Origin of the sequence: Arthrobacter sp. Soil761 (assembly GCF_001428325.1) — a bacterium.
Taxonomy (GTDB): domain Bacteria; phylum Actinomycetota; class Actinomycetes; order Actinomycetales; family Micrococcaceae; genus Arthrobacter.
In genome coordinates this window covers 160,880-179,478 of sequence record NZ_LMSF01000030.1, presented here as the reverse complement: position 1 = coordinate 179,478, position 18,599 = coordinate 160,880, and the positions used below count along the sequence as shown (strand labels likewise).

15 protein-coding genes are annotated in these 18,599 nt (G+C 65.8%); 9 read left to right on the top strand and 6 right to left on the bottom strand.

The window, feature by feature from the left end:
* Positions 1 to 2 precede the first annotated feature (2 nt).
* The 5 genes from ASG79_RS19525 to ASG79_RS19495 all read left to right on the top strand — a co-directional run bounded on the left by ASG79_RS19525 (position 3) and on the right by ASG79_RS19495 (position 6,722).
* On the top strand, positions 3 to 710 hold the full coding sequence (locus ASG79_RS19525) for an ABC transporter ATP-binding protein (RefSeq protein ID WP_056393430.1): 708 nt from the start codon (positions 3 to 5) through the stop codon (positions 708 to 710).
* A gap of 120 nt (positions 711 to 830) precedes the next feature.
* Positions 831 to 1,901 (top strand): Gfo/Idh/MocA family protein, encoded by a 1,071-nt coding sequence (locus ASG79_RS19520; RefSeq protein WP_056393428.1) that lies wholly within the window; start codon positions 831 to 833, stop codon positions 1,899 to 1,901.
* A gap of 208 nt (positions 1,902 to 2,109) precedes the next feature.
* A complete protein-coding gene (locus ASG79_RS19515) occupies positions 2,110 to 3,078 on the top strand; it encodes a hypothetical protein (protein ID WP_235509877.1) in 969 nt (322 codons plus the stop codon).
* 1,851 nt (positions 3,079 to 4,929) lie between these two features.
* On the top strand, positions 4,930 to 6,213 hold the full coding sequence (locus tag ASG79_RS19500; RefSeq protein ID WP_056393424.1) for a serine/threonine-protein kinase: 1,284 nt from the start codon (positions 4,930 to 4,932) through the stop codon (positions 6,211 to 6,213).
* Positions 6,210 to 6,722 carry a hypothetical protein gene (locus tag ASG79_RS19495; protein WP_056393423.1) on the top strand — a complete coding sequence of 171 codons (513 nt, stop codon included), beginning with the start codon at positions 6,210 to 6,212 and terminating at the stop codon, positions 6,720 to 6,722. The genes ASG79_RS19500 and ASG79_RS19495 overlap by 4 nt, the downstream gene beginning before the upstream one ends.
* A gap of 93 nt (positions 6,723 to 6,815) precedes the next feature.
* Here ASG79_RS19495 and ASG79_RS19490 read toward each other — a convergent pair whose 3' ends face one another.
* On the bottom strand, positions 6,816 to 9,035 hold the full coding sequence (locus tag ASG79_RS19490; RefSeq protein ID WP_056393422.1) for an NADP-dependent isocitrate dehydrogenase: 2,220 nt from the start codon (positions 9,033 to 9,035) through the stop codon (positions 6,816 to 6,818).
* A 328-nt stretch (positions 9,036 to 9,363) separates the two neighbouring features.
* Between ASG79_RS19490 and ASG79_RS19485 the strand changes: the two genes are divergently transcribed.
* Complete coding sequence (locus tag ASG79_RS19485; protein WP_018771793.1) at positions 9,364 to 10,329, top strand: trypsin-like serine peptidase; 966 nt, start codon at positions 9,364 to 9,366, stop codon at positions 10,327 to 10,329.
* Positions 10,313 to 10,486 carry a hypothetical protein gene (locus ASG79_RS23905; protein ID WP_166673078.1) on the top strand — a complete coding sequence of 58 codons (174 nt, stop codon included), beginning with the start codon at positions 10,313 to 10,315 and terminating at the stop codon, positions 10,484 to 10,486. The genes ASG79_RS19485 and ASG79_RS23905 overlap by 17 nt, the downstream gene beginning before the upstream one ends.
* Positions 10,487 to 10,547: 61 nt before the next feature.
* Here the strand turns inward: ASG79_RS23905 and purH are convergent, their stop codons facing one another.
* Positions 10,548 to 12,233, bottom strand: a complete 1,686-nt coding sequence (purH, locus tag ASG79_RS19480; RefSeq protein ID WP_018771794.1) for a bifunctional phosphoribosylaminoimidazolecarboxamide formyltransferase/IMP cyclohydrolase — start codon at positions 12,231 to 12,233, stop codon at positions 10,548 to 10,550.
* A 143-nt stretch (positions 12,234 to 12,376) separates the two neighbouring features.
* Between purH and ASG79_RS19475 the strand changes: the two genes are divergently transcribed.
* A complete protein-coding gene (locus ASG79_RS19475; RefSeq protein ID WP_018771795.1) occupies positions 12,377 to 13,729 on the top strand; it encodes an MFS transporter in 1,353 nt (450 codons plus the stop codon).
* A 63-nt stretch (positions 13,730 to 13,792) separates the two neighbouring features.
* On the opposite strand, the gene ASG79_RS19470 is transcribed toward ASG79_RS19475, so the two are convergent.
* Together ASG79_RS19470 and purN are read right to left on the bottom strand one after the other, a co-directional pair.
* A complete protein-coding gene (locus ASG79_RS19470; RefSeq protein WP_235509876.1) occupies positions 13,793 to 14,845 on the bottom strand; it encodes a hypothetical protein in 1,053 nt (350 codons plus the stop codon).
* An 18-nt stretch (positions 14,846 to 14,863) separates the two neighbouring features.
* Entirely contained in the window at positions 14,864 to 15,457 is a 594-nt protein-coding gene (purN, locus tag ASG79_RS19465; protein ID WP_056393419.1) for a phosphoribosylglycinamide formyltransferase, read from the bottom strand.
* Positions 15,458 to 15,496: 39 nt separating this feature from the next.
* On the opposite strand from purN, the gene ASG79_RS19460 reads away from it, so the two are divergent.
* Positions 15,497 to 15,928: a hypothetical protein gene (locus tag ASG79_RS19460; RefSeq protein WP_056393416.1), complete on the top strand. Its 432-nt coding sequence runs from the start codon at positions 15,497 to 15,499 to the stop codon at positions 15,926 to 15,928.
* Positions 15,929 to 15,942: 14 nt separating this feature from the next.
* Here the strand turns inward: ASG79_RS19460 and ASG79_RS19455 are convergent, their stop codons facing one another.
* Together ASG79_RS19455 and ASG79_RS19450 are read right to left on the bottom strand one after the other, a co-directional pair.
* A complete protein-coding gene (locus ASG79_RS19455) occupies positions 15,943 to 17,259 on the bottom strand; it encodes a DUF6350 family protein (RefSeq protein ID WP_056393413.1) in 1,317 nt (438 codons plus the stop codon).
* 436 nt (positions 17,260 to 17,695) lie between these two features.
* Positions 17,696 to 18,550, bottom strand: a complete 855-nt coding sequence (locus ASG79_RS19450; RefSeq protein WP_056393412.1) for a DUF2382 domain-containing protein — start codon at positions 18,548 to 18,550, stop codon at positions 17,696 to 17,698.
* Positions 18,551 to 18,599: the final 49 nt, after the last annotated feature.

The following is an 18,599-nucleotide window of genomic DNA, read 5'->3' as shown; positions in this document are numbered from 1 at the left end:
CCATGATTGAAGTCAAGAACCTGGTCCGCACCTTCAACTCCGGTGACCACACCATCAAACCGGTCAACGACGTCAGCTTCGCCCTGGACCAGGGCACCCTGGCCTCGATCGTGGGCAAGAGCGGCAGCGGCAAGAGCACCCTGTTGTCCCTCCTTGGGGCACTGGACAAGCCCACCAGCGGAGACGTCGTCGTGGACGGCGTCAGCCTGGCGAGCCTGCCGGACAGCAAGCTGACGGAATACCGCCGCCGGGACATCGGATTCGTGTTCCAGCAGTTCAACCTGATCCCCAACCTGTCCGCCGTGGACAACGTCATGCTCCCCATGGAATTTGCCGGGGTGCGCAAGGCCGCCCGGCTGGAGCGCGCCAGGGAATTGCTGGAGCAGGTCCAGCTGGATCCGTCCAAGCACGAACGGCGCATCAACCGGCTTTCCGGCGGCGAACAGCAAAGGGTGGCCATTGCGCGGGCCCTGGCCAACGAACCGAAGCTCATCCTCGCCGATGAGCCCACCGGCAACCTTGACGAACAGACCGGCGACCACATCATCGAACTCCTCAGCTCGCTGAGCCGCGACCACGACACCACCATCCTGGTGGTCACCCACGACCGGGCCCTGGCGAACAAGACGGACCGCCGCTTCCGCCTCCAGCAGGGCAAGCTGACGGAGGAACCGGTCCGCGGCCGGACCGCCGTCGCCGCTTCCGCCTGACCTCAGCCAAGGGGCCAACGGTGGGGGACATCCCGTCCCCCACCGTTGGCCCCTTTATTGCTTGTCCCCGTCGCCGGCACATCCCCGGTCCTCACCCGCCGCTGTGACAGGATTGCAGCTATGACTGCTCCCATCGCCACGCCATGGCTTTCCAGCCAGCCTGACCAGGATCCCCGCTCCGCCACCGGGGCTCCCCTGCGCTGGGGAATTATTGCAACGGGCAGCATCGCCCGCGCCGTGTCCCAGGATCTCGCGCTGCTTGAAGACGCCGAGCTGTACGCGGTCAGCTCCCGGGCACAGGACAGCGCGGACGCTTTTGCCGTGGCCTATGACTTCGCAAAAGCCTATGGTGACGACGGCGGTGTCCCCGGCTACCAGCGGCTCCTCGCCGATGACGCCGTGGACGTTGTCTACGTCGCCACGCCGCACGCGCAGCACCACGAGATGGTTCTCGCCGCCCTCAACGCCGGCAAGCACGTGCTCTGCGAGAAGGCGTTCACCATCAACGCCCGGGAAGCATCCGAGCTCATCGATGTTGCCCGCAGCCGAGGTCTCTTCCTTATGGAAGCCATGTGGAGCCGGTTCCTGCCCTCGATGCAGCGCGCGTTCCAGATCGCAGCTTCGGGTGAACTTGGCGACATCCACTGGATTACCGCGGACCTGGGCTTCCCCGCCCCCTACTCCCCCACGGCCAGGTTGTGGGCGCGGAAGGACGGCGGAGGGGCGTTGCTGGACTTGTCCGTCTACCCGCTCCTGTGGGCGCTGGGCACCCTTGGCTTTCCCCACACCGTGAGCGCCACGGGCTTCGTCAACGACGACGGCGTGGATTCGCAGAACGCCATGACCCTCGGCTACGGCCACGCGGCCCAGGTCCAGCTCACCTCCTCACTCCTGGCACACGGTCCGCGCACGGCGACCGTCGCAGGGAGCCTGGGCTTCCTGCAGAGCGTGGGCTCCATCAACAACCCCCGCGAACTCCTCATCACCAAGGGGTGGGAAGACCGCCGGACGGAAACCTTCGACGTTGTGGGCAAGGGGTACACCTACGAGCTGCGCGAAGTAATGCGGTGTGTCCAGCAGGGAGTGACGGAGAGTCCGGTGATGCCGCTCGAAGACACACTGAACACCATGCGGCTTTTCGATGGCGTTCGTGCCCAGCTCGGTGTGACCTACCCCAACGACGGCCATTAGCAAGAGGCGCCGCGAAAGATGCTCGACGTCGGCAAGGCGGCTTTCGCGGTGAGGTTGGGGCATGTGACTTCCTGCTTTCGCCCTTGACACCTTCAGTGCTTGTTCCCGCCCTTTGTAAAATCCCTTTAGCAAAGTCTGGACTTGCGGCAACAAGGAGTCATAGGCTTTAGCCAGCATTGATTGCACAGCTCACTGGGGGGTGGTACGCATGGCTAGCATGAGTTCGCCATGGCGTGCCCTGCGACCAGCGCTCCTTGCCGGGGCAGCCGCAGTTACTTGGCTGGCGCTTTCGTCAACTTCAGCATCCGCCGACGCCGGGCCTGACTCCCCTTCCCTGCTCGGCAGCGTCACCGGCTCGGCCTCATCCTTGGCCTACGAACTTGCGGACACTGTTTCACTGGCTCCTGCTGCCTCCCCGGCCGGACCTGCTGCAGGCCCTGGACTGGTGCAGCCTGTCGTAGCCCAGGTCGCCGGCGTTGCCGACAAGCTCATTAACTCCGTTCCCGTGCTGGACCAGGTGATTCCGGCGGGAACCCTTTCCACTGTCTCCGCTCCCGTTGGGGAGATCGCCGACACAGTGACGGCCGGGGTGGTGCAGGTTGTTGTAGCCCCTGCAGCCGAGGCCGTCCCGGTACTTGAACCGGCGCTGCAGCCCGTTGCCGATCTTCTGACCGGCACCGCTCCACTTCCGCTTCCCGCCCCGGCCGTTGACGCCGTGCCGGCAGATCTTCCTTCCGGGGTTGTCCCTGGTCCCGCGGCAGCTCAGCCCGTGGCCTTGGAAATCCTTCCGGATGGGGCCGGAACGGGCCTGGAACCGGGGCAGGAACCGGATGCGTCGCCCACGGCGCCGGTTGCCGGCGGCAGCGTGGCCTTGGCAACGGTACGCAGTGCAGCCCTGGCCAACACGTCCTCCCCGTGGGATGGCATGTCTGTCCCGGCTGACCCCGCGTCGGGGCAGCCCCTTCCCGTCGAGCCGGCACCGCTGCCTGCCCAGGTTCCTGCCGCACCGGGATCCGGCACCGGCAGCGCTGGATCATCCGGCGGTTCATCCGGTGCCGCAGCATGGCTTAGCCCTGCCTATTTTGGTTTTGAGCGGCCTGGCGCTGTTCCCGCCGGCGAGGCCTCCGAGCACGCCCCTGCGCCGGTGTCGTTCGACCCCGGTTCTTCCCCTGACTAGTTGAGGCCGTCTGCCCCCAACGGGCAGCACGTGGCTTTACGGGCAGCTGATAAGCGCCCGAACTACCTCAACTTCAGGAGTAACCATCATGAACTGCACCCTTCGCAGGGGGCTGCTTAGCACCCTCTTTGCCGGCGGCCTTCTGGCCTTCGGCTGCGCTGCCGCAAACGCAGCGGACACCACCAGCGGGACGGATCTTTCCGCTTCCGCCCTCATCTCGGCGGCGGCGCCCGCTGACTCGACGTCGTTGGGCCTGCTGGGTGACCCAACGCCGGCCGGCTCAACAGGCGTCGCCGCCGCAGTGGACGTAAACCTCGGCCTCGGAAGCACCGGCACCACCACCACGGACGCCACCACGGCAAACCTCGCCGTCGACGCAGCCGCAGACCTGGGACTCGACGTAAACCTCGGCCTCGGAAGCACCGGCACCACCACCACGGACGCCACCACGGCAAACCTCGCCGTCGACGCAGCCGCAGACCTGGGACTCGGCGGCACTACCGACCCCACAACAACCGGCACCACCGACCTGGCCGCCGCAGTGGACGTAAACCTCGGCCTCGGAAGCACCGGCACCGGGACCACGGACGCCACCACGGCAAACCTCGCCGTSGACGCAGCCGCAGACCTGGGACTCACCGGCACCACCGACCCCACAACAACCGGCACCACCGACCTGGCCGCCGCAGTGGACGTAAACCTCGGCCTCGGAAGCACCGGCACCACCACCACGGACGCCACCACGGCAAACCTCGCCGTCGACGCAGCCGCAGACCTNTGGGCCACGGCAGCCTCACAGCCTGCGCGGGAAAAGATGACACCGACCTGGCCGCCGCAGTGGACGTAAACCTCGGCCTCGGAAGCACCGGCACCACCACCACGGACGCCACCACGGCAAACCTCGCCGTCGACGCAGCCGCAGACCTGGGACTCGGCGGCGTGAGTGCCGGCGATACCAGTGGGCTCGGCACTACCGTTGAGGCAGTTCTCGACCTCACCATCGGTGGCGTCACCAGCAGTGATACATCGGGTGGAGTCGACGCAGGCATCGACCTTGGAGCCGGTGTGGACACCGGAACTGCGGACGCTGGCGGCCTGGATGCCGTTGTCGACCTTGGCATTGACCTGGGTATCGGACTCGGTAATGACAGCGGAACCAGCACTCCGGGCACCAACACACCCGGCACCACTGACCCGGGAACCACCACCCCGGGAGACGGCACCACCGGAGACACCGGCACCCTTGATCCCGGAACCAGCACTCCGGGGTCAGGCGACCCTGCCGGCAACGGCGGCTCGACTTCCGGCAATGACTCCACAAGCGGTACTGGTACTGCAGGAAGCGGCAACTTCACCGCTGCACCGGCAGGCTCCACCGCAGTGAGCGGGGCCATCGCCCCGGTCACCACACCGCGGAGCACTCCGACTGGCGGCAATCCTGCCCTTGCCAACACCGGCTCAGCCCACACCCGCCTGGCCAACACCGGCTGGGACGGAGCGCTGGTTCCCCTGGCGCTGGTGCTTCTGGCAGGCGGACTCCTGATGCTCCGCAAGCGCAAGGTGTCCTGAGGCCTGAGTCCTGTAAGGAAACCGCCCGCGCACGCGCCTGAAGCGGCAGCACCCGGCGGGCTGACGAGAGGAGGACACCCACCCAACAACCAAGTAACAGTACAAAACATGTCATCAGCACACATGTCCTTGTAGCCAATGGTCCGGCGGCGAACGTGTTTGAAATCGCCGCCGGGCCGTCGGCGTGTCGCAACGCGAAACCCTAGGTCAATCGCTGGTTCCGCCGTCCCGCCCGTATAATTTGAGGTACGACAGTGCCGCAGCGCACCGGGAGGAACGGTCATGGTGGCGGAATCGCCTAGCTCCATCAAGAATGAAGTTGTCGGCGGTCGCTATCGTTTAGGTGAGGTCATAGGCCGCGGCGGGATGTCGTCGGTGTACTGCGCACGGGACGAAAAGCTGGGCCGTGACGTGGCGTTGAAACTCTTCGCCCCGCAGGCTCCGGATGCGGACGAGCTTAAGCGGCAGGAAGCCGAAATCCAACTTCTGGCCACCCTGAACCACCCCGGCCTGGTGACGCTCTTCGACGCCGGAATCGATGACCGCATTCCGGACGAGCCCCGGCCCTTCCTGACCATGGAACTCGTCGAGGGCCAGGACCTGCGCAGCCGCATCAGGCACAGCCGGGTACCACTGGAAGAGCTGTCCGTGATCGGAGCCGGCATCGCCGACGCTCTGGCGTACGTTCATGGCCTGGGCATCATCCACCGCGATGTCAAACCGGGGAACATCCTGCTGGTCCAGATCCGCCCGGGTGAGCCGCTGCGGCCCAAGCTCACGGATTTCGGCATCGCCAGGATCGCGGATTCCACCCGGCTCACGGCCACGGGCACCATGGTGGGCACGGCTGCCTACCTCAGCCCCGAGCAGGCCCTTGGCAAACCCCTTTCGTCAGCCACGGATATCTACTCCCTTGGACTGGTGCTGCTTGAGTGCATCAAGGGCACCGTGGAGTACCCCGGCAGCGCAGTGGAATCCGCCGTTGCCCGGCTCCACCGCGCCCCGGAGATCCCCGACGACGTTCCCCCGGAATGGGCGGACCTCATCCGTTCCATGACTGGCATCGAGCCGCTGGAACGCCCTGCGGCCGCCGACATCGAAACGGCACTCCGCCAGGCACTGGTCTCGCCGGCTTCAACGCCGGGAGAACTGGCACCGGAAACCACTCGGGTGCTTCCCGCCATGCCCTTCCACCCGCCCTCGATCACCGCTGAGGAATCGGTGGATGATGTGCGCGAGGCAGCGGCCTCTACAGAGGCTGCCGATCCCGCATCAGCCGCCCAACCTGCTGCATCGCCGGCTGGTTCCGGAGTGGCAACGAGCGGAGTGGCAACGGCCGGAGTGGTTGCCGGTGCATCCGCAGGCAAGGCTCCCCGCACACCCCGCCTCTCCCGGAACCAACGGATATGGCTGGTCGTCGTGCTTGGTGTCCTTGTCATTGCTGCAGCCGTGGCTGCGGTGATGATGAGCATCTCGGCCCGGCCCGCCGACGTCGTCCCTTATCCCACCGTGACCGGCGTCCTGGGCGACCATCTGCAGGAGCTGCAGAAAAGCGTGGAGCCGTGACGCCGCGGCAGACAATCCCGGGCCGGCTGGTCCTGGCTTTCTCGGCGGCCTTTCTGGCGGCAGGCTACCTCAGCGCCTGCGCGGCGCCGGGAAACGGCCTTCAGCGCGAAGCTGCGGCACAGCTCCAGGCACGCGTGCTGGAAGTGACGCAGGCGTCGTCCCAAAACGATCCTGCGTCGGCACTGAAGGCACTGGAAGGTCTTGAAGCCGACCTCACTTCACTGCAGGCAAAGGGCAAGGTCTCGGAGGAACGGCGCCGCAGCATCACCACCGTGGCCTCCGCTGTCCGGGCAGACCTGAACGAGGTTGTCGCCGCACAGCAGGCTGCGGCCAGAGCCGCCGAGGATGCCCGGAACGCCGCGCAGGCAGCTCAAAGCCCATCCCCCACCGCCGAGGCACCGGCGCCCCAGCCGGCTCCCGCCCCGGCACCGGCCCAGGGCAACGCGGGCGGCTCCGGCGCGGACACCGGCAAGAACAGCAACGCCGACAAAGGCAAAGGCAAGAACTAACCCGCCCATACTATAAAGAGCACAAAGAGAGGCGGTGCCCGGAACGATCCGGGCACCGCCTCTCTTTGTCAGCTGCCGCAGCAGCGGCCGGTGCTAGGCCAAGCCGGCGATGACCTGATTAAGGGTGGCGGAAGGACGCATCACCGCGGAGGCCTTGTCATCCTCGGGGCGGTAGTAGCCGCCAATGTCCACGGGTGAGCCCTGGACCTCGGCCAGCTCGCCCACAATCGTCTCCTCCTTGGAGGACAGCTCCTTGGCGACGGAACCGAAAGCGGCGGCCAGGTCGGCGTCGTCCGTCTGCTTGGCCAGCTCCTCCGCCCAGTAGCGGGCCAGGAAGTAGTGGCTGCCGCGGTTGTCCAGCTCGCCCACGCGGCGGCTCGGGGACTTGTTCTCCAGCAGGAACGTGCCGGTGGCGCGGTCCAGGGTGTCGGCCAGGACCTGCGCGCGGGCGTTGCCCGTGGTGGTGGCCAGGTGCTCGAAGCTGACGGCCAGCGCCAGGAACTCGCCCAGGCTGTCCCAGCGGAGGTGGTTTTCCTTGAGCAGCTGCTGGACGTGCTTCGGCGCGGAACCGCCGGCACCGGTTTCAAAGAGTCCGCCGCCGTTCATCAGCGGAACGACCGAGAGCATCTTGGCGCTGGTTCCCAGCTCCAGGATGGGGAACAGGTCCGTGAGGTAGTCGCGGAGCACGTTGCCCGTGACGGAGATGGTGTCCTCGCCCTTGCGGATGCGTTCCAGGGTGAAGGCGATCGCCTTGACCGGGGACATGATCTGGATGTCCAGGCCGTTGGTGTCGTGGTCCTTCAGGTACTCGTTGACCTTGGCGATGAGGTTGGCGTCGTGGGCGCGTTCCTCGTCCAGCCAGAACACGGCCGGGGTCTGCGAGGCACGGGCGCGGGTGACGGCCAGCTTGACCCAGTCGCGGATGGCGGCATCCTTGGTCTGGCAGGCGCGCCAGATGTCGCCCTCGGAAACCTCGTGTTCGATCAGCACGTTGCCCGAGCCGTCCACGATCTGGATCCGGCCCGCTTCCTGGATCTCGAAGGTCTTGTCGTGGCTGCCGTATTCCTCGGCTGCCTGTGCCATGAGGCCAACGTTCGGCACAGTGCCCATGGTGGTGGGGTCGTAGGCACCGTTGGCGCGGCAGTCATCGATGACCACCTGGTAGATGCCGGCGTAGGAGCTGTCCGGCAGGACGGCCAGGGTGTCCGCTTCCTTGCCGTCCGGTCCCCACATGTGGCCGGAGCTGCGGATCATGGCAGGCATGGAGGCGTCCACGATGACGTCGCTGGGGACGTTCAAGGTGGTGATGCCCTTGTCCGAGTCCACCATGGCCAGGGCGGGACCGTCTTCCAGGCCCTTCTTGATCAGGTTCTGCACGCCGTCGCGCACATCCGCGGGAAGGTCCTCAAGGCTGCTCAGGATGGCGGCAAGGCCGTTGTTGGGGCTGATGCCGGCTGCCGAGAGCTGCTTGCCGTAGGTTTCGAAGAGTTCGGAGAAGTAGGCCTTGACCACGTGGCCGAAGATGATGGGGTCCGAGACCTTCATCATGGTGGCCTTCAGGTGTGCGGAGAACAGCACGCCTTCTTCCTTGGCGCGGGCCACCTGGGCCTTCAGGAATTCATCCAGGGCGGCGGCGCGCATCACAGTGCCGTCGATGACCTCGCCGGCCAGGACCGGGAAGGCCTTCTTCAGGACCTTCACCGAGCCGTCCTCGCGGACCAGCTGGATGGCGATGGTGCCCTCGGACTCGATGACCACGGACTTCTCGTTGGACCGGAAGTCATCCTGGCCCATGGTGGCCACGTTGGTCTTGGAGTCAGGGGTCCAGGCGCCCATGGAGTGCGGGTTCTGGCGGGCGTAGTTCTTGACTGACAGCGGGGCCCGGCGGTCCGAGTTGCCTTCGCGCAGGACCGGGTTCACAGCCGAGCCCTTGATCTTGTCGTAGCGCGAGCGGACGGCGGTTTCCTCGTCGGAGGAGGGGTTGTCCGGATAGTCCGGCAGCGCGTAGCCCTGGCCCTGCAGTTCGGCGATGGCGGCCTTCAGCTGCGGGATGGAGGCACTGATGTTGGGCAGCTTGATGATGTTGGCTTCCGGCGTCTTCGCCAGCTCACCGAGCTCAGCAAGGGCGTCACCGATCTGCTGCTCGGGGGTCAGGTAGTCACCGAACTGGGCGATGATGCGGCCGGCGAGCGAAATGTCGCGGGTCTCCACCTCCACACCTGCTGTCGAAGCGAACGCCTCGATGATGGGCAGGAACGAATAGGTAGCCAGCATCGGCGCTTCGTCGGTGTGGGTGTAGATAATCTTGGACATGCGCGGGCGTCTCCCTGTGGGTCGGCTTGGTTGTGAAAATTCGGTCTATTTCACCATGTACAACTTACCCGAGGACACCAGTTTGAAGCGTACCGGAGGCCCAGCGTTACCCCTGCCGTGGGCAGGATTACAGCGATGGAGAACGGCCGACGGCGGCAGGAAACCGGGTGCCCGCCGCGCCCGGGCACCCGGCCACCAGGGCTCCATCCCGGGACAATGCAGGCCATACATGATACGTCACTACTATTTACAAATCTGTCATGGAGGGATAAATTCGCAGGGTCACACTTGGCATTCCCACGCCTTTCCCCGTTCAGACAGGACAACAATGACAAGCACCAGGTCTCTGGCTTCCGCCCTCCTGAGCCTCTCCGCGGCCGCCGTTCTGGCTTTCACCAGTGCAGGTGCCGCCACCGCAACACCAGCAGCGGCGGACGACCACACGAATCCGTCCGTTACCAGTGCTGTCCTTGACGCGGCGGGTGCTGCCGACTACTGGACACCGGAGCGGATGCAGAGCGCCATCCCCGGCGACACCCTGGCCGGCAAGGCACTGGAACGCGGCAACCGCTCCAGCGCAGCCGTCGTGGAGAAGGGCAAACCGTCTTCCACCAAGGGCACCAAGAGCACCGGCAGCACTGCCAAGAGCGAAACGCCGGTCAGCCACATCGGCAAGGTCTTCTTCACCCTGGGGGGCGCCAACTATGTGTGCTCCGGCAACGCTGTCTCATCGACCAACGGCAGCACGGTTGCCACAGCGGGACACTGCGTTAACGAGGGGCCTGGAGCGTACGCCACCAACTTCGTCTTTGTTCCTGCCTATGAGAATGGCGCAGCACCGTATGGCAAGTGGTCTGCACGGGCCCTGTACGCGCCGAGCCAGTGGGTCTCAAACGGTGACATGACGTACGACACCGGCTTCGCCGTCATGAACCCCCTGAACGGCAAGAACCTCACCGCTGTGGTCGGAGGCTCGGGCGTGGCCTTCAACCAGGCCCGGGGCCTGACTTACAAGTCCTACGGCTACCCCGCCGCTGCCCCGTACAACGGTGAGACCCTCAAGAGCTGCACTGGCACGGCAACCAATGATCCGAACAACCCGCAGTTCAACAGCCAGGGCATCCCCTGCGACATGACCGGGGGTTCCTCAGGCGGCCCGTGGTTCATCGGGACCAGCTCCGATGGCGTGCAGAACTCCATCAACAGCTACGGCTACAACCGTTCTGCCGTGATGTACGGCCCATACTGGGGCTCAGTCATCCAGGCAACCTACGCCAGTGCAGCAAAATCCTAAGGAACCCGGGCCCGACGAGGATCCTGTCAGCCACGTTGACCTGACCCAGTCACACGAGGAAGTCCTCGAGTACTGGACAAAGCAACGAATGGCAGAGGCCAAGCCCCGGGAGATCCAACTTCCGGAGCCCGGCCCCGGTTCAGCTGACCAGGACTAAGCCGGCACAACGACGACTGCGCCCGCCCCCTTTGCTCAGGGGGCGGGCGCCGTCGTTTGTCCTAGTGGAAGAAGTGGCGGGCCCCGGTGAAGTACATGGTGATGCCGGCCGCATTGGCTGCCGCGATCACCTCTTCATCGCGCACGGATCCGCCCGGCTGCACGACAGCGCGGACGCCGGCGTCGATCAGGATCTGGAGGCCGTCGGCGAACGGGAAGAACGCGTCGGAGGCAGCCACGGCGCCGCGGGCCCGCTGCGGTGCGCCGGCAGCGCTGGCGTTGGAGGCACCGCCGGCACCTTCGACGTCGGACTCCACCGTGACGCCCAGCGTGTTGGCCCGCTCCACGGCCAGGCGGCAGGAGTCGAGCCGGTTGACCTGGCCCATGCCGATGCCCACAGCTGCGCCGTTCTCGGCGAGGAGGATGGCGTTGGACTTGGCGGCCCGGCAGGCTGTCCAGGCGAAGGCAAGGTCCGCGAGGGTCTTCTCGTCCGCTGCTTCACCGGCTGCGAGGGTCCAGTTGGCGGGGTTGTCGCCATCGGCGTCCACCTTGTCGCTTACCTGGACCAGCATGCCCCCGGAGACCTGGCGGAACTCCGTGGGGTAACGGCCGTAGCCTTCGGGAAGGGCGAGCAGGCGGATGTTCTTCTTCTTGGACAGGATCTCCACGGCTTCCGGCTCGAAGCCGGGGGCGATGACCACTTCGGTGAAGATGTCCTTGACGGTGTTGGCCATGCCTGCGGTGACGGGGCGGTTTGCGGCGATGACGCCGCCGAACGCGGAGACGGGGTCGCAGGCGTGGGCCTTGGCGTGCGCGTCGGCGATGGGGTCTGCGGCGTCCTTGGAGCCGACGGCCACACCGCAGGGGTTGGCGTGCTTGATGATGGCGACGGCGGGCTCGCTGAAGTCGTAGGCAGCGCGCAGGGCGGCGTCGGCGTCCACGAAGTTGTTGTAGCTCATGGCCTTGCCGTGCAGCTGGTCCGCCTGGGCGATGCCCACCGGGGCGGCTTTGTCCACGTACAGTGCAGCCTGCTGGTGCGGGTTTTCGCCGTAGCGGAGGACCTCGGAGCGTTCCAGGGACAGGCCGGCGTAGGCAGGCCAGTCGATGACGCCGTCGCCGTCCTCGTCCAGGAACTGGCTGGCGGTCCAGGTGGCAACCGCGTTGTCATAAGACGCGGTGTGGGCGAAGGCCTTGGCGGCGAGGCGGCGGCGGGTCTTGAGGTCGAAACCGCCGGCGGCGGCGGCCTCCACCACCTGGCCGTAGAAGGACGGGTCCACCACAATGGCGACGGCGGCGTGGTTCTTGGCGGCCGAACGCACCATGGCGGGGCCTCCGATGTCGATCTGTTCGACGACGTCATCCTGGGCGGCGCCGGACTTGACGGTCTCCACGAACGGGTAGAGGTTCACCACCACCAGGTCGAAGGCTTCGATGTCCATGCTGGCAAGGGTTTCCATGTGGGCCGGAACGCGCCGGTCCGCCAGGATGCCGCCGTGCACACGCGGGTGCAGCGTCTTGACGCGGCCGTCCAGCATTTCGGGGGAACCGGTGACTTCCTCCACCTCCTGCACGGGGATGCCCGCGGCGGCGATCTTCTTTGCCGTGGAGCCGGTGGAGACGAGCTTCACGCCCGCTGCGTGCAGGCCCGTGGCGAGCTCCTCCAGACCGGTTTTGTCGTAAACCGAGATCAGGGCCCGGCGGATGGGTACACGGTCAATGGATACGCGCTCATGCTGCGTGAAGCTCACAAATGTCTCCGTCTTATCTCGCGGTACAGGGCCGCGGTTGGTGGGGATAGGGCCAGTTTATCGCGAAGGGCGCGGTTGCCCGGCGTGGACGCCGGAGTGTGAACGGGCTGGGGCCGGGCTAAAGTTTTGGACAGGAGGCGGCGATGAATACATACACCACTGTGCCCAGCGGCGAACAGGTGGTCCAGGAACTGCCCTGGCGATGGAAAGTCCAGGGCAGGATCTTCCTGATCGGAGGCCTCGGCTTCATGTTCGATGCCTGGGATGTAACCCTGAACGGCATCCTGATTCCGCTGCTGTCCAAGCACTGGTCCCTTTCCGCGGGGGAAGCGGCCTGGGTGGGCACGGCGAACCTGGTCGGCATGGCGCTGGGCGCCTTCATCTGGGGAACCATCGCGGACACCGTTGGGCGCAAGAAGGCCTTCACGGCAACCCTCCTGCTCTTCTCCGTGTTCACCGTGTGCGGCGCCTTCGCCCCCGACTTCATCTGGTTCTGCGCCTTCCGGTTCCTGGCAGGATTCGGCCTGGGCGGCTGCATTCCCGTGGACTACGCACTGGTGGGTGAGTTCACGCCGCGGAAGCAGCGCGGGAAAGTGCTTACGGCCATGGATGGCTGGTGGCCAATCGGCGCTGCCCTGGCGGGATTCGTCTCGGCCGGGCTGGTGGCCCTTTACGGCGACTGGCGGCTGACCATGCTGGTGATGGTCCTGCCGGCGCTGCTGGTTTTCTGGGTCCGGCGCAGCGTGCCCGAGTCCCCGCTGTTCCTGATCCGGAAAGGCCGGCGGGAGGAAGCGGCCCGTATCATCGACGGACTGGTGGAAGCAACCGGGGCAGAACCGCGTGCCTACAGCCTTCCGGACGCCAGGGATGTCCCGCGGCTCTCCGCCGGCAGCGCCTGGACGCAGCTGCGCTCAGTGTGGCAGTTCAGCTGGAAGATCACCGCCGCCGCATGGTCCCTGTTCTTCAGCATCCTGCTGGTTTACTACTTGTCCCTGACCTGGATGCCGCGCATCCTCATCGGCGCAGGGTTCGCCGAGTACAAGGCTTTCGTCACCACAGCCTCCATGGCCGCCGTCGGCTTCCTTGGCGTGGTGGTGGCAGCGCTCCTGGTGGAGCGTGTGGGCCGCAAATGGATCCTGGCCATCACCGGCCCGCTGTCCGCTCTTACGCTGGTGATTGTGGCTTTCGTGGTGGACATCCCCACGGCCGCGGTGTTCTGGCTGCTGGTGTTCGGCTTCGTGGTGCAGGTAGCCATCCCCGTGCTGTATGCCTACGTGTCCGAGCTCTATCCCACAGAACTGCGCGGCACCGGCTTCGGCTGGGCATCCACGTTCTCGCGCCTCGGCGCAGGTTTTGGGCCGCTGATCTTCGCGAACTACTTCTGGCCGGAACTCGGGCTTGCAACGTCGTTTGCACTGGCGGGAGCCCTGGTACTGGTCTCCGTTTTGTGGATGGCGTTCTTCTCCCCCGAAACCCGCCAGCGCCGGCTGCAGTAGACGGTTCCCAACTGACTCGCAGTTGCTGTCGTTCTCGCACGTCAAAACGGCATCAACTGCGAGCTACTTTGGTACCCAGCCTCTACTGAGAAGCGCCCCGCGCACTTTCGAGAGGGCGGACAACGCCTGGTTTTGCATGTGGCGCTTTGAGATCCTCACGAGCAGCCATCCTCCTCGGCTGAAATCCTCCTCGCGGTCGATATCCCTAACGATCTGTTGTGGCTCGGAATGGCCGTCGCCGTCGTATTCCACCGCAATCCTGTACTCCGGATAGCTCAGGTCAGGCTGACGAATGACGCCGGGGCGAAGTTCGATGGGCATGTTCAGCATCGGCTCAGGCAGGCACGCGGCGTTCAGGGCAAGCCGAAGCCGCGTCTCCGGCGCCGAGTCCGAACCAACCCGCGCCAACTCCAGGGCAAGTCTTGCCTTCCGGATGCCGGGTGTACCCTTGTGTCGATCCAACATGTCGGACAACTGCCCAAGGGTACAAAACGGCTCCGTCCTGATTTCGAACGCAGCCCTCGGCAGCCGCAGAAGATGGTCCGCCACTACTGTCAGCTCCTCAACGCTCATCCTTCGGGCATTGTCCAGCCATGTCCGGGGCCTGCTGGTTACCAGCACCCCTTCCACGTGCACGATCTCGTCATCGAAGAACTGTCCTACGTGGCCGACAACGCCCTTGCGGCGGGGAATAGCCCTGGTGTCCGGACGGGAGATATGGATCAGCGGGTCCTCTTGACCGGGCAAAAAACCAGGAAAACTCCAGAACGTGAAGGCCGTGGCGTGGGACACCGCCGAAAACGAAGTGATCCTCGTAAACGGCCTCAAGGCTTCAGACAGGGCCGTGCCCTCTCGACCCTGGCCCGAGCCGTCCTGCGGGACCCTGATGCCGCGGCTGGGTGCGTCCAGCTCTCCGTGGCGCAGCCGCCTAAGAGTTACGCCGGCGTCGACCGCTTCCTGGCACGTAAACGGCACCCGGGCGATCTCGGCGGGAAGTGGACGAGGCGTCTTCACGCGACCATAGTCGCAAACACTTCTGCCATCTGCCGGAGTTATCCACAGCCAGCTGCGGCGATGATTAAGTGACTCGCAGTTGTTGTCGTTTTGACGGGTCAAAACGACAACAACTGCGAGCTAGTTGGGGGGCTGGGGGGACGTGAACGAGGGGTCTGCGGCGAGGGCCGCCAAGGTGGAGACCAGGAGCCGCCGCTCCACCACCTTGATGCGTTCGTGCAGCGTTTCCTCGGTGTCTGAGTCCTCGATGGTCACGGCCTCCTGGGCAATGATGGGGCCGGTGTCCACGCCCGCGTCTGCCCAGTGGACGGTGCAGCCCGTGACCTTCACCCCGTATGCCATCGCATCCCGCACGCCATGGGCCCCTGGGAACGCCGGCAGCAGCGCCGGGTGCGTGTTGAGGTACCTGCCGTTGAACGCGTCGATGAAACCGGGGCTGACAATCCGCATGAACCCTGAAGACACCACCACGTCCGGCTTGTAGGCGGCCACGGCTTCGGTCAGGGCGGCATTCCAGTCGGCACGGTCCGGGTAGGCCTTGAAGTCCACCACGAACGTGGGGATGCCGGCGGCAGCGGAGCGTTCGACGCCGGCCGTTCCTTCGCGGTCCGCGCCCACCGCAGCGATTTCCACAGCGAGCCCGCCCGCCTTGACGGCGTCGATGACTGCTTGGAGATTGGACCCGGTGCCGGAAACGAGGACGACGATACGCATTGGTCCAGCTTAGGTGCAGGCTCGCGTACGCTGGAAAACATGAACAGCGAACCGGGCCGGAGCGGGCAGCAGCAGGTCAGGCCCCCGCTCAGCGAGGCGGCGAAAGCGTCCCTCGCCAAGACCCAGACCCTGTTCCGGATGTTCGTGGTCTCGGTGCTCGGCGCGTTCTTCGTCTACCAGCTGGATGTGGGCTACCTCTGGCTGACCACGGTGCTCACCGCCTCGGGCCTGGTCCTGGGAATTGTCCTGCTGGTCCGTGCAGTCCGGTTGAAGGAATCCAAGCTGATTCTCTTCGGCACCATTTCCGGCCTGGTGGTCGCTGCCGTCATGGTGCTGCTGATTGTCACCACCATGGTCCTCTTCGACCAGGTCCGCGAGTACCAGGCCTGCCTTGGCCGTGCGCTGACGGACCGGGCCACCCACGCCTGCATGGTGCAGTTCCAGGACGTCCTGCCCACCAAGGTGCGCTAGGCCCCGCGCAGGTCCTAGTGGACCAGTTCCGCGTCCCGTTCAACAGCCGTGCTTTTCTCGCGTTCCAGCCATGGTCCGGCCGCGTAGCCAATCACGACGCCGGCAGCCACCTCGGCGGCCACCCACAGTCCCGTCCACAGCGGGTCAGGTCCAATGGCGGTCAGGCGGCCCACCCCGGCTGAACCCCTGGCAACCCAGGCCAGGCACAGGGTCAGCAGCCCCGCGGCCACGCCGGCCAGCGCGCCAAGGGCGAGGGTGGAAACTGTCGCCGTGAACCAGCGGGCGTGGACCTTGATGGCAAGCCACTCATCAAAGTGGTTCTCACCCTCCCGGAGGAACCACCACCCCGCCATGACACCGGCCAGCACCGGAACGATCATGGCCACGAAGGCGTAATCCAGGGGGCCCGAGGGGATGGCGGCCAGGACGGGGATGGACGGAAGCGGACCCACGGCGGTGCCCAGCGGACCCACCTGGGAGCCCACGCCCATGGCGAAGCCGGCACCGGATGTCCAGGCGAGGGCGAAGACCACAAGGTTGGGCAGGAAGCCGAGCTGCGCGATGGTGAGGGCGGCACCTCCCACCGGGCCGGCGTCGAGCGCCTCATAGACAGACACCACAAGGTTCCAGTGGATGAACAGGTCAACTGCGAGCAGCGCTGCTGCCAACGCAAGCGCGGACACCACCGCCACGAATCCTGCCTTGGCCACCGACGCGAAGTAGGAACCGGCCCAGCGCGAATGCTGGCTGGTGCGCGAAATCCAGTCCACCGCGTCAACCCCGATGAGCCGGCTCCAGGATCCTGCTTCCCTGCGCGCGCCGATCACCATGCCCAGTCCGTAGGGAACCAGGGGAACCAGCATGGCGTACCAAAGATTGATGACGACGTCGGCATTGCGGCAGACGAACCCGGTGGCGGCGCCGAAAGCCCCGTAGACCACCCAGGATCCAAGCAGCGCCTGCCACAGCTGGTCCGTGTAGGAAGCACGGGCCAGCCGGCGGCCAGCCCGCCAGGCAAGGAGGAACGGGATCAGGGTCAAGCCCAGGGGAATCAGGCTGAGGACGCCGGTTCCGCCGTGCGTGGCCGCCTGCGGTCCCGCACCCGCCAGTTCCAGCGGCACGCCGTGTACCAGGAGCCAGGACTGGCCTGCCAGCCGGGCCAGGACCTCGAACTGCCCGTTCTGGAAACCGGCGGTGGCCCAGACAGCCACGATGGGCGCCACCACCACCAGCGCGGAAATGATGGCCGCCTGCGCCGTTTCAAGGGCTCCCTGCAGCCACAACGGCATGGGAAGGCCACGGTCTCCGGTCTGGTCAGCGCGCAGTTTCATCGTGCTCCATGGTGTCACGCCGGGTGGGCTCTGCCCGCGAACGACAGGCTCCACGGGGGTGCGGATGATCAATCAAATGACCGGGACGCCGGCGCTTTTTCCTGGAGGCCGCCGTAAAATTGGTAGAAACCAACACCCGCTGCCCCGCCGAGGGCGTGCTGCGATTTCTGCTGGCCGCCGCCGTGACCCGGCGCCAGTTCGATGACCCGGATTCCGTAAACCGGGAAAACAGGAGCCGCGAATGAGAGATGAACCGTAAGTTCTGAAGATATTCGTCCTACTGGCTGGTGCAGCCACGTTTATGCGCGGCTGCACCAGCGTTTAAAGAGTGCGGCGCCGGGAGCCTCCAAGTAGGCTCCCGGCGCCGTTCACCGTGTCAGGGCCGCTGTTTCAGCCAGCCTGCCCGCGGAACGTAGGGACGAGTCCCCCGCACCTGTCAGCGGCGGCTGCCGCCGTCTGTTTCGATGTTTTCCTTGCGGACTTCCTCGTTGACCGTGACGTCGTCGCGGACAACATCCTTGTCCAGCCGGACCCGCTCCACGGGGACGGCTTCCTTCTCCACCACCGGGCGCTCCTCATGGAGGACCATTTCGTGCTCTTCCTCGCTGATGGCCGGTCCGCCCATGGCGGCACCGCGGTTGGCGTCCGTGATGGGCTCGCGCTCAATGCGGACTTCTTCGCGCTCCACCGGGATGGTCTTGGTGACGTTCTCGGTTGTGACGTACTTGCGCAGCCGCGCGCGGCCGGTGGCCTCACGCTCCGTGCCCACGTGAAGCTGTTCCTCCGACCGCGTCATGGCGTCATCGGTGGTGGGGCCGGAGGTGTCGTGGCCGACGGTTCCCCGTGTGGTGTCGCGGTCGGAGGTGCCGTGGCCTGCCGCCAGGCCTGCCGTGGGGGTGCCGGCGTTCAGGTCGGCGTCGCCCTGCAGGTCAACGTCCCGGTCAGTGCCGGTGGTCGCCTGCGTGTAGGTCCGGGCACCGCGTTCGTAGTAGGTGTACAGCCGGTCCTCTTCCTCGGGGGTGAGGTGGCCGTCCGCGTCCACGCGGGGCGCGTCCTTGACGTGCTCCTTGGTGTAGGGGACTACCAGGTCGTCGTCCTGGTGGCGTGCGCCTTCGACCGGGATGAACGATTCGGAAGTGCCGAAAAGGCCGGTCTTGACCGTGACCCAAGTGGGCTCACCCGTGTCGTCGTCTGCGTACAACTGGCCAATCGAACCGATCTTCGTACCATCGGAACCGACGACGTTGCCGCCCTTGGTGAGCAGGTTTTCAAGATTTTCCCTGTTGAGCATGACTCTCCTTGGATGTGTCGTTGCACTGGGTCTGCCAGCAATGGATGTC

Bases quoted from the DNA above. Each gene is read 5' to 3' on its own strand.
- ASG79_RS19525 (WP_056393430.1), top strand. From the start codon at position 3: ATGATTGAAGTCAAGAACCTGGTCCGCACCTTCAACTCCGGTGACCAC.
- ASG79_RS19520 (WP_056393428.1), top strand. From the start codon at position 831: ATGACTGCTCCCATCGCCACGCCATGGCTTTCCAGCCAGCCTGACCAG.
- ASG79_RS19515 (WP_235509877.1), top strand. From the start codon at position 2,110: ATGGCTAGCATGAGTTCGCCATGGCGTGCCCTGCGACCAGCGCTCCTT.
- ASG79_RS19500 (WP_056393424.1), top strand. From the start codon at position 4,930: ATGGTGGCGGAATCGCCTAGCTCCATCAAGAATGAAGTTGTCGGCGGT.
- ASG79_RS19490 (WP_056393422.1), bottom strand. From the start codon at position 9,035: ATGTCCAAGATTATCTACACCCACACCGACGAAGCGCCGATGCTGGCT.
- ASG79_RS19485 (WP_018771793.1), top strand. From the start codon at position 9,364: ATGACAAGCACCAGGTCTCTGGCTTCCGCCCTCCTGAGCCTCTCCGCG.
- ASG79_RS19475 (WP_018771795.1), top strand. From the start codon at position 12,377: ATGAATACATACACCACTGTGCCCAGCGGCGAACAGGTGGTCCAGGAA.
- purN (WP_056393419.1), bottom strand. From the start codon at position 15,457: ATGCGTATCGTCGTCCTCGTTTCCGGCACCGGGTCCAATCTCCAAGCA.
- ASG79_RS19460 (WP_056393416.1), top strand. From the start codon at position 15,497: ATGAACAGCGAACCGGGCCGGAGCGGGCAGCAGCAGGTCAGGCCCCCG.
- ASG79_RS19455 (WP_056393413.1), bottom strand. From the start codon at position 17,259: ATGAAACTGCGCGCTGACCAGACCGGAGACCGTGGCCTTCCCATGCCG.
- ASG79_RS19450 (WP_056393412.1), bottom strand. From the start codon at position 18,550: ATGCTCAACAGGGAAAATCTTGAAAACCTGCTCACCAAGGGCGGCAAC.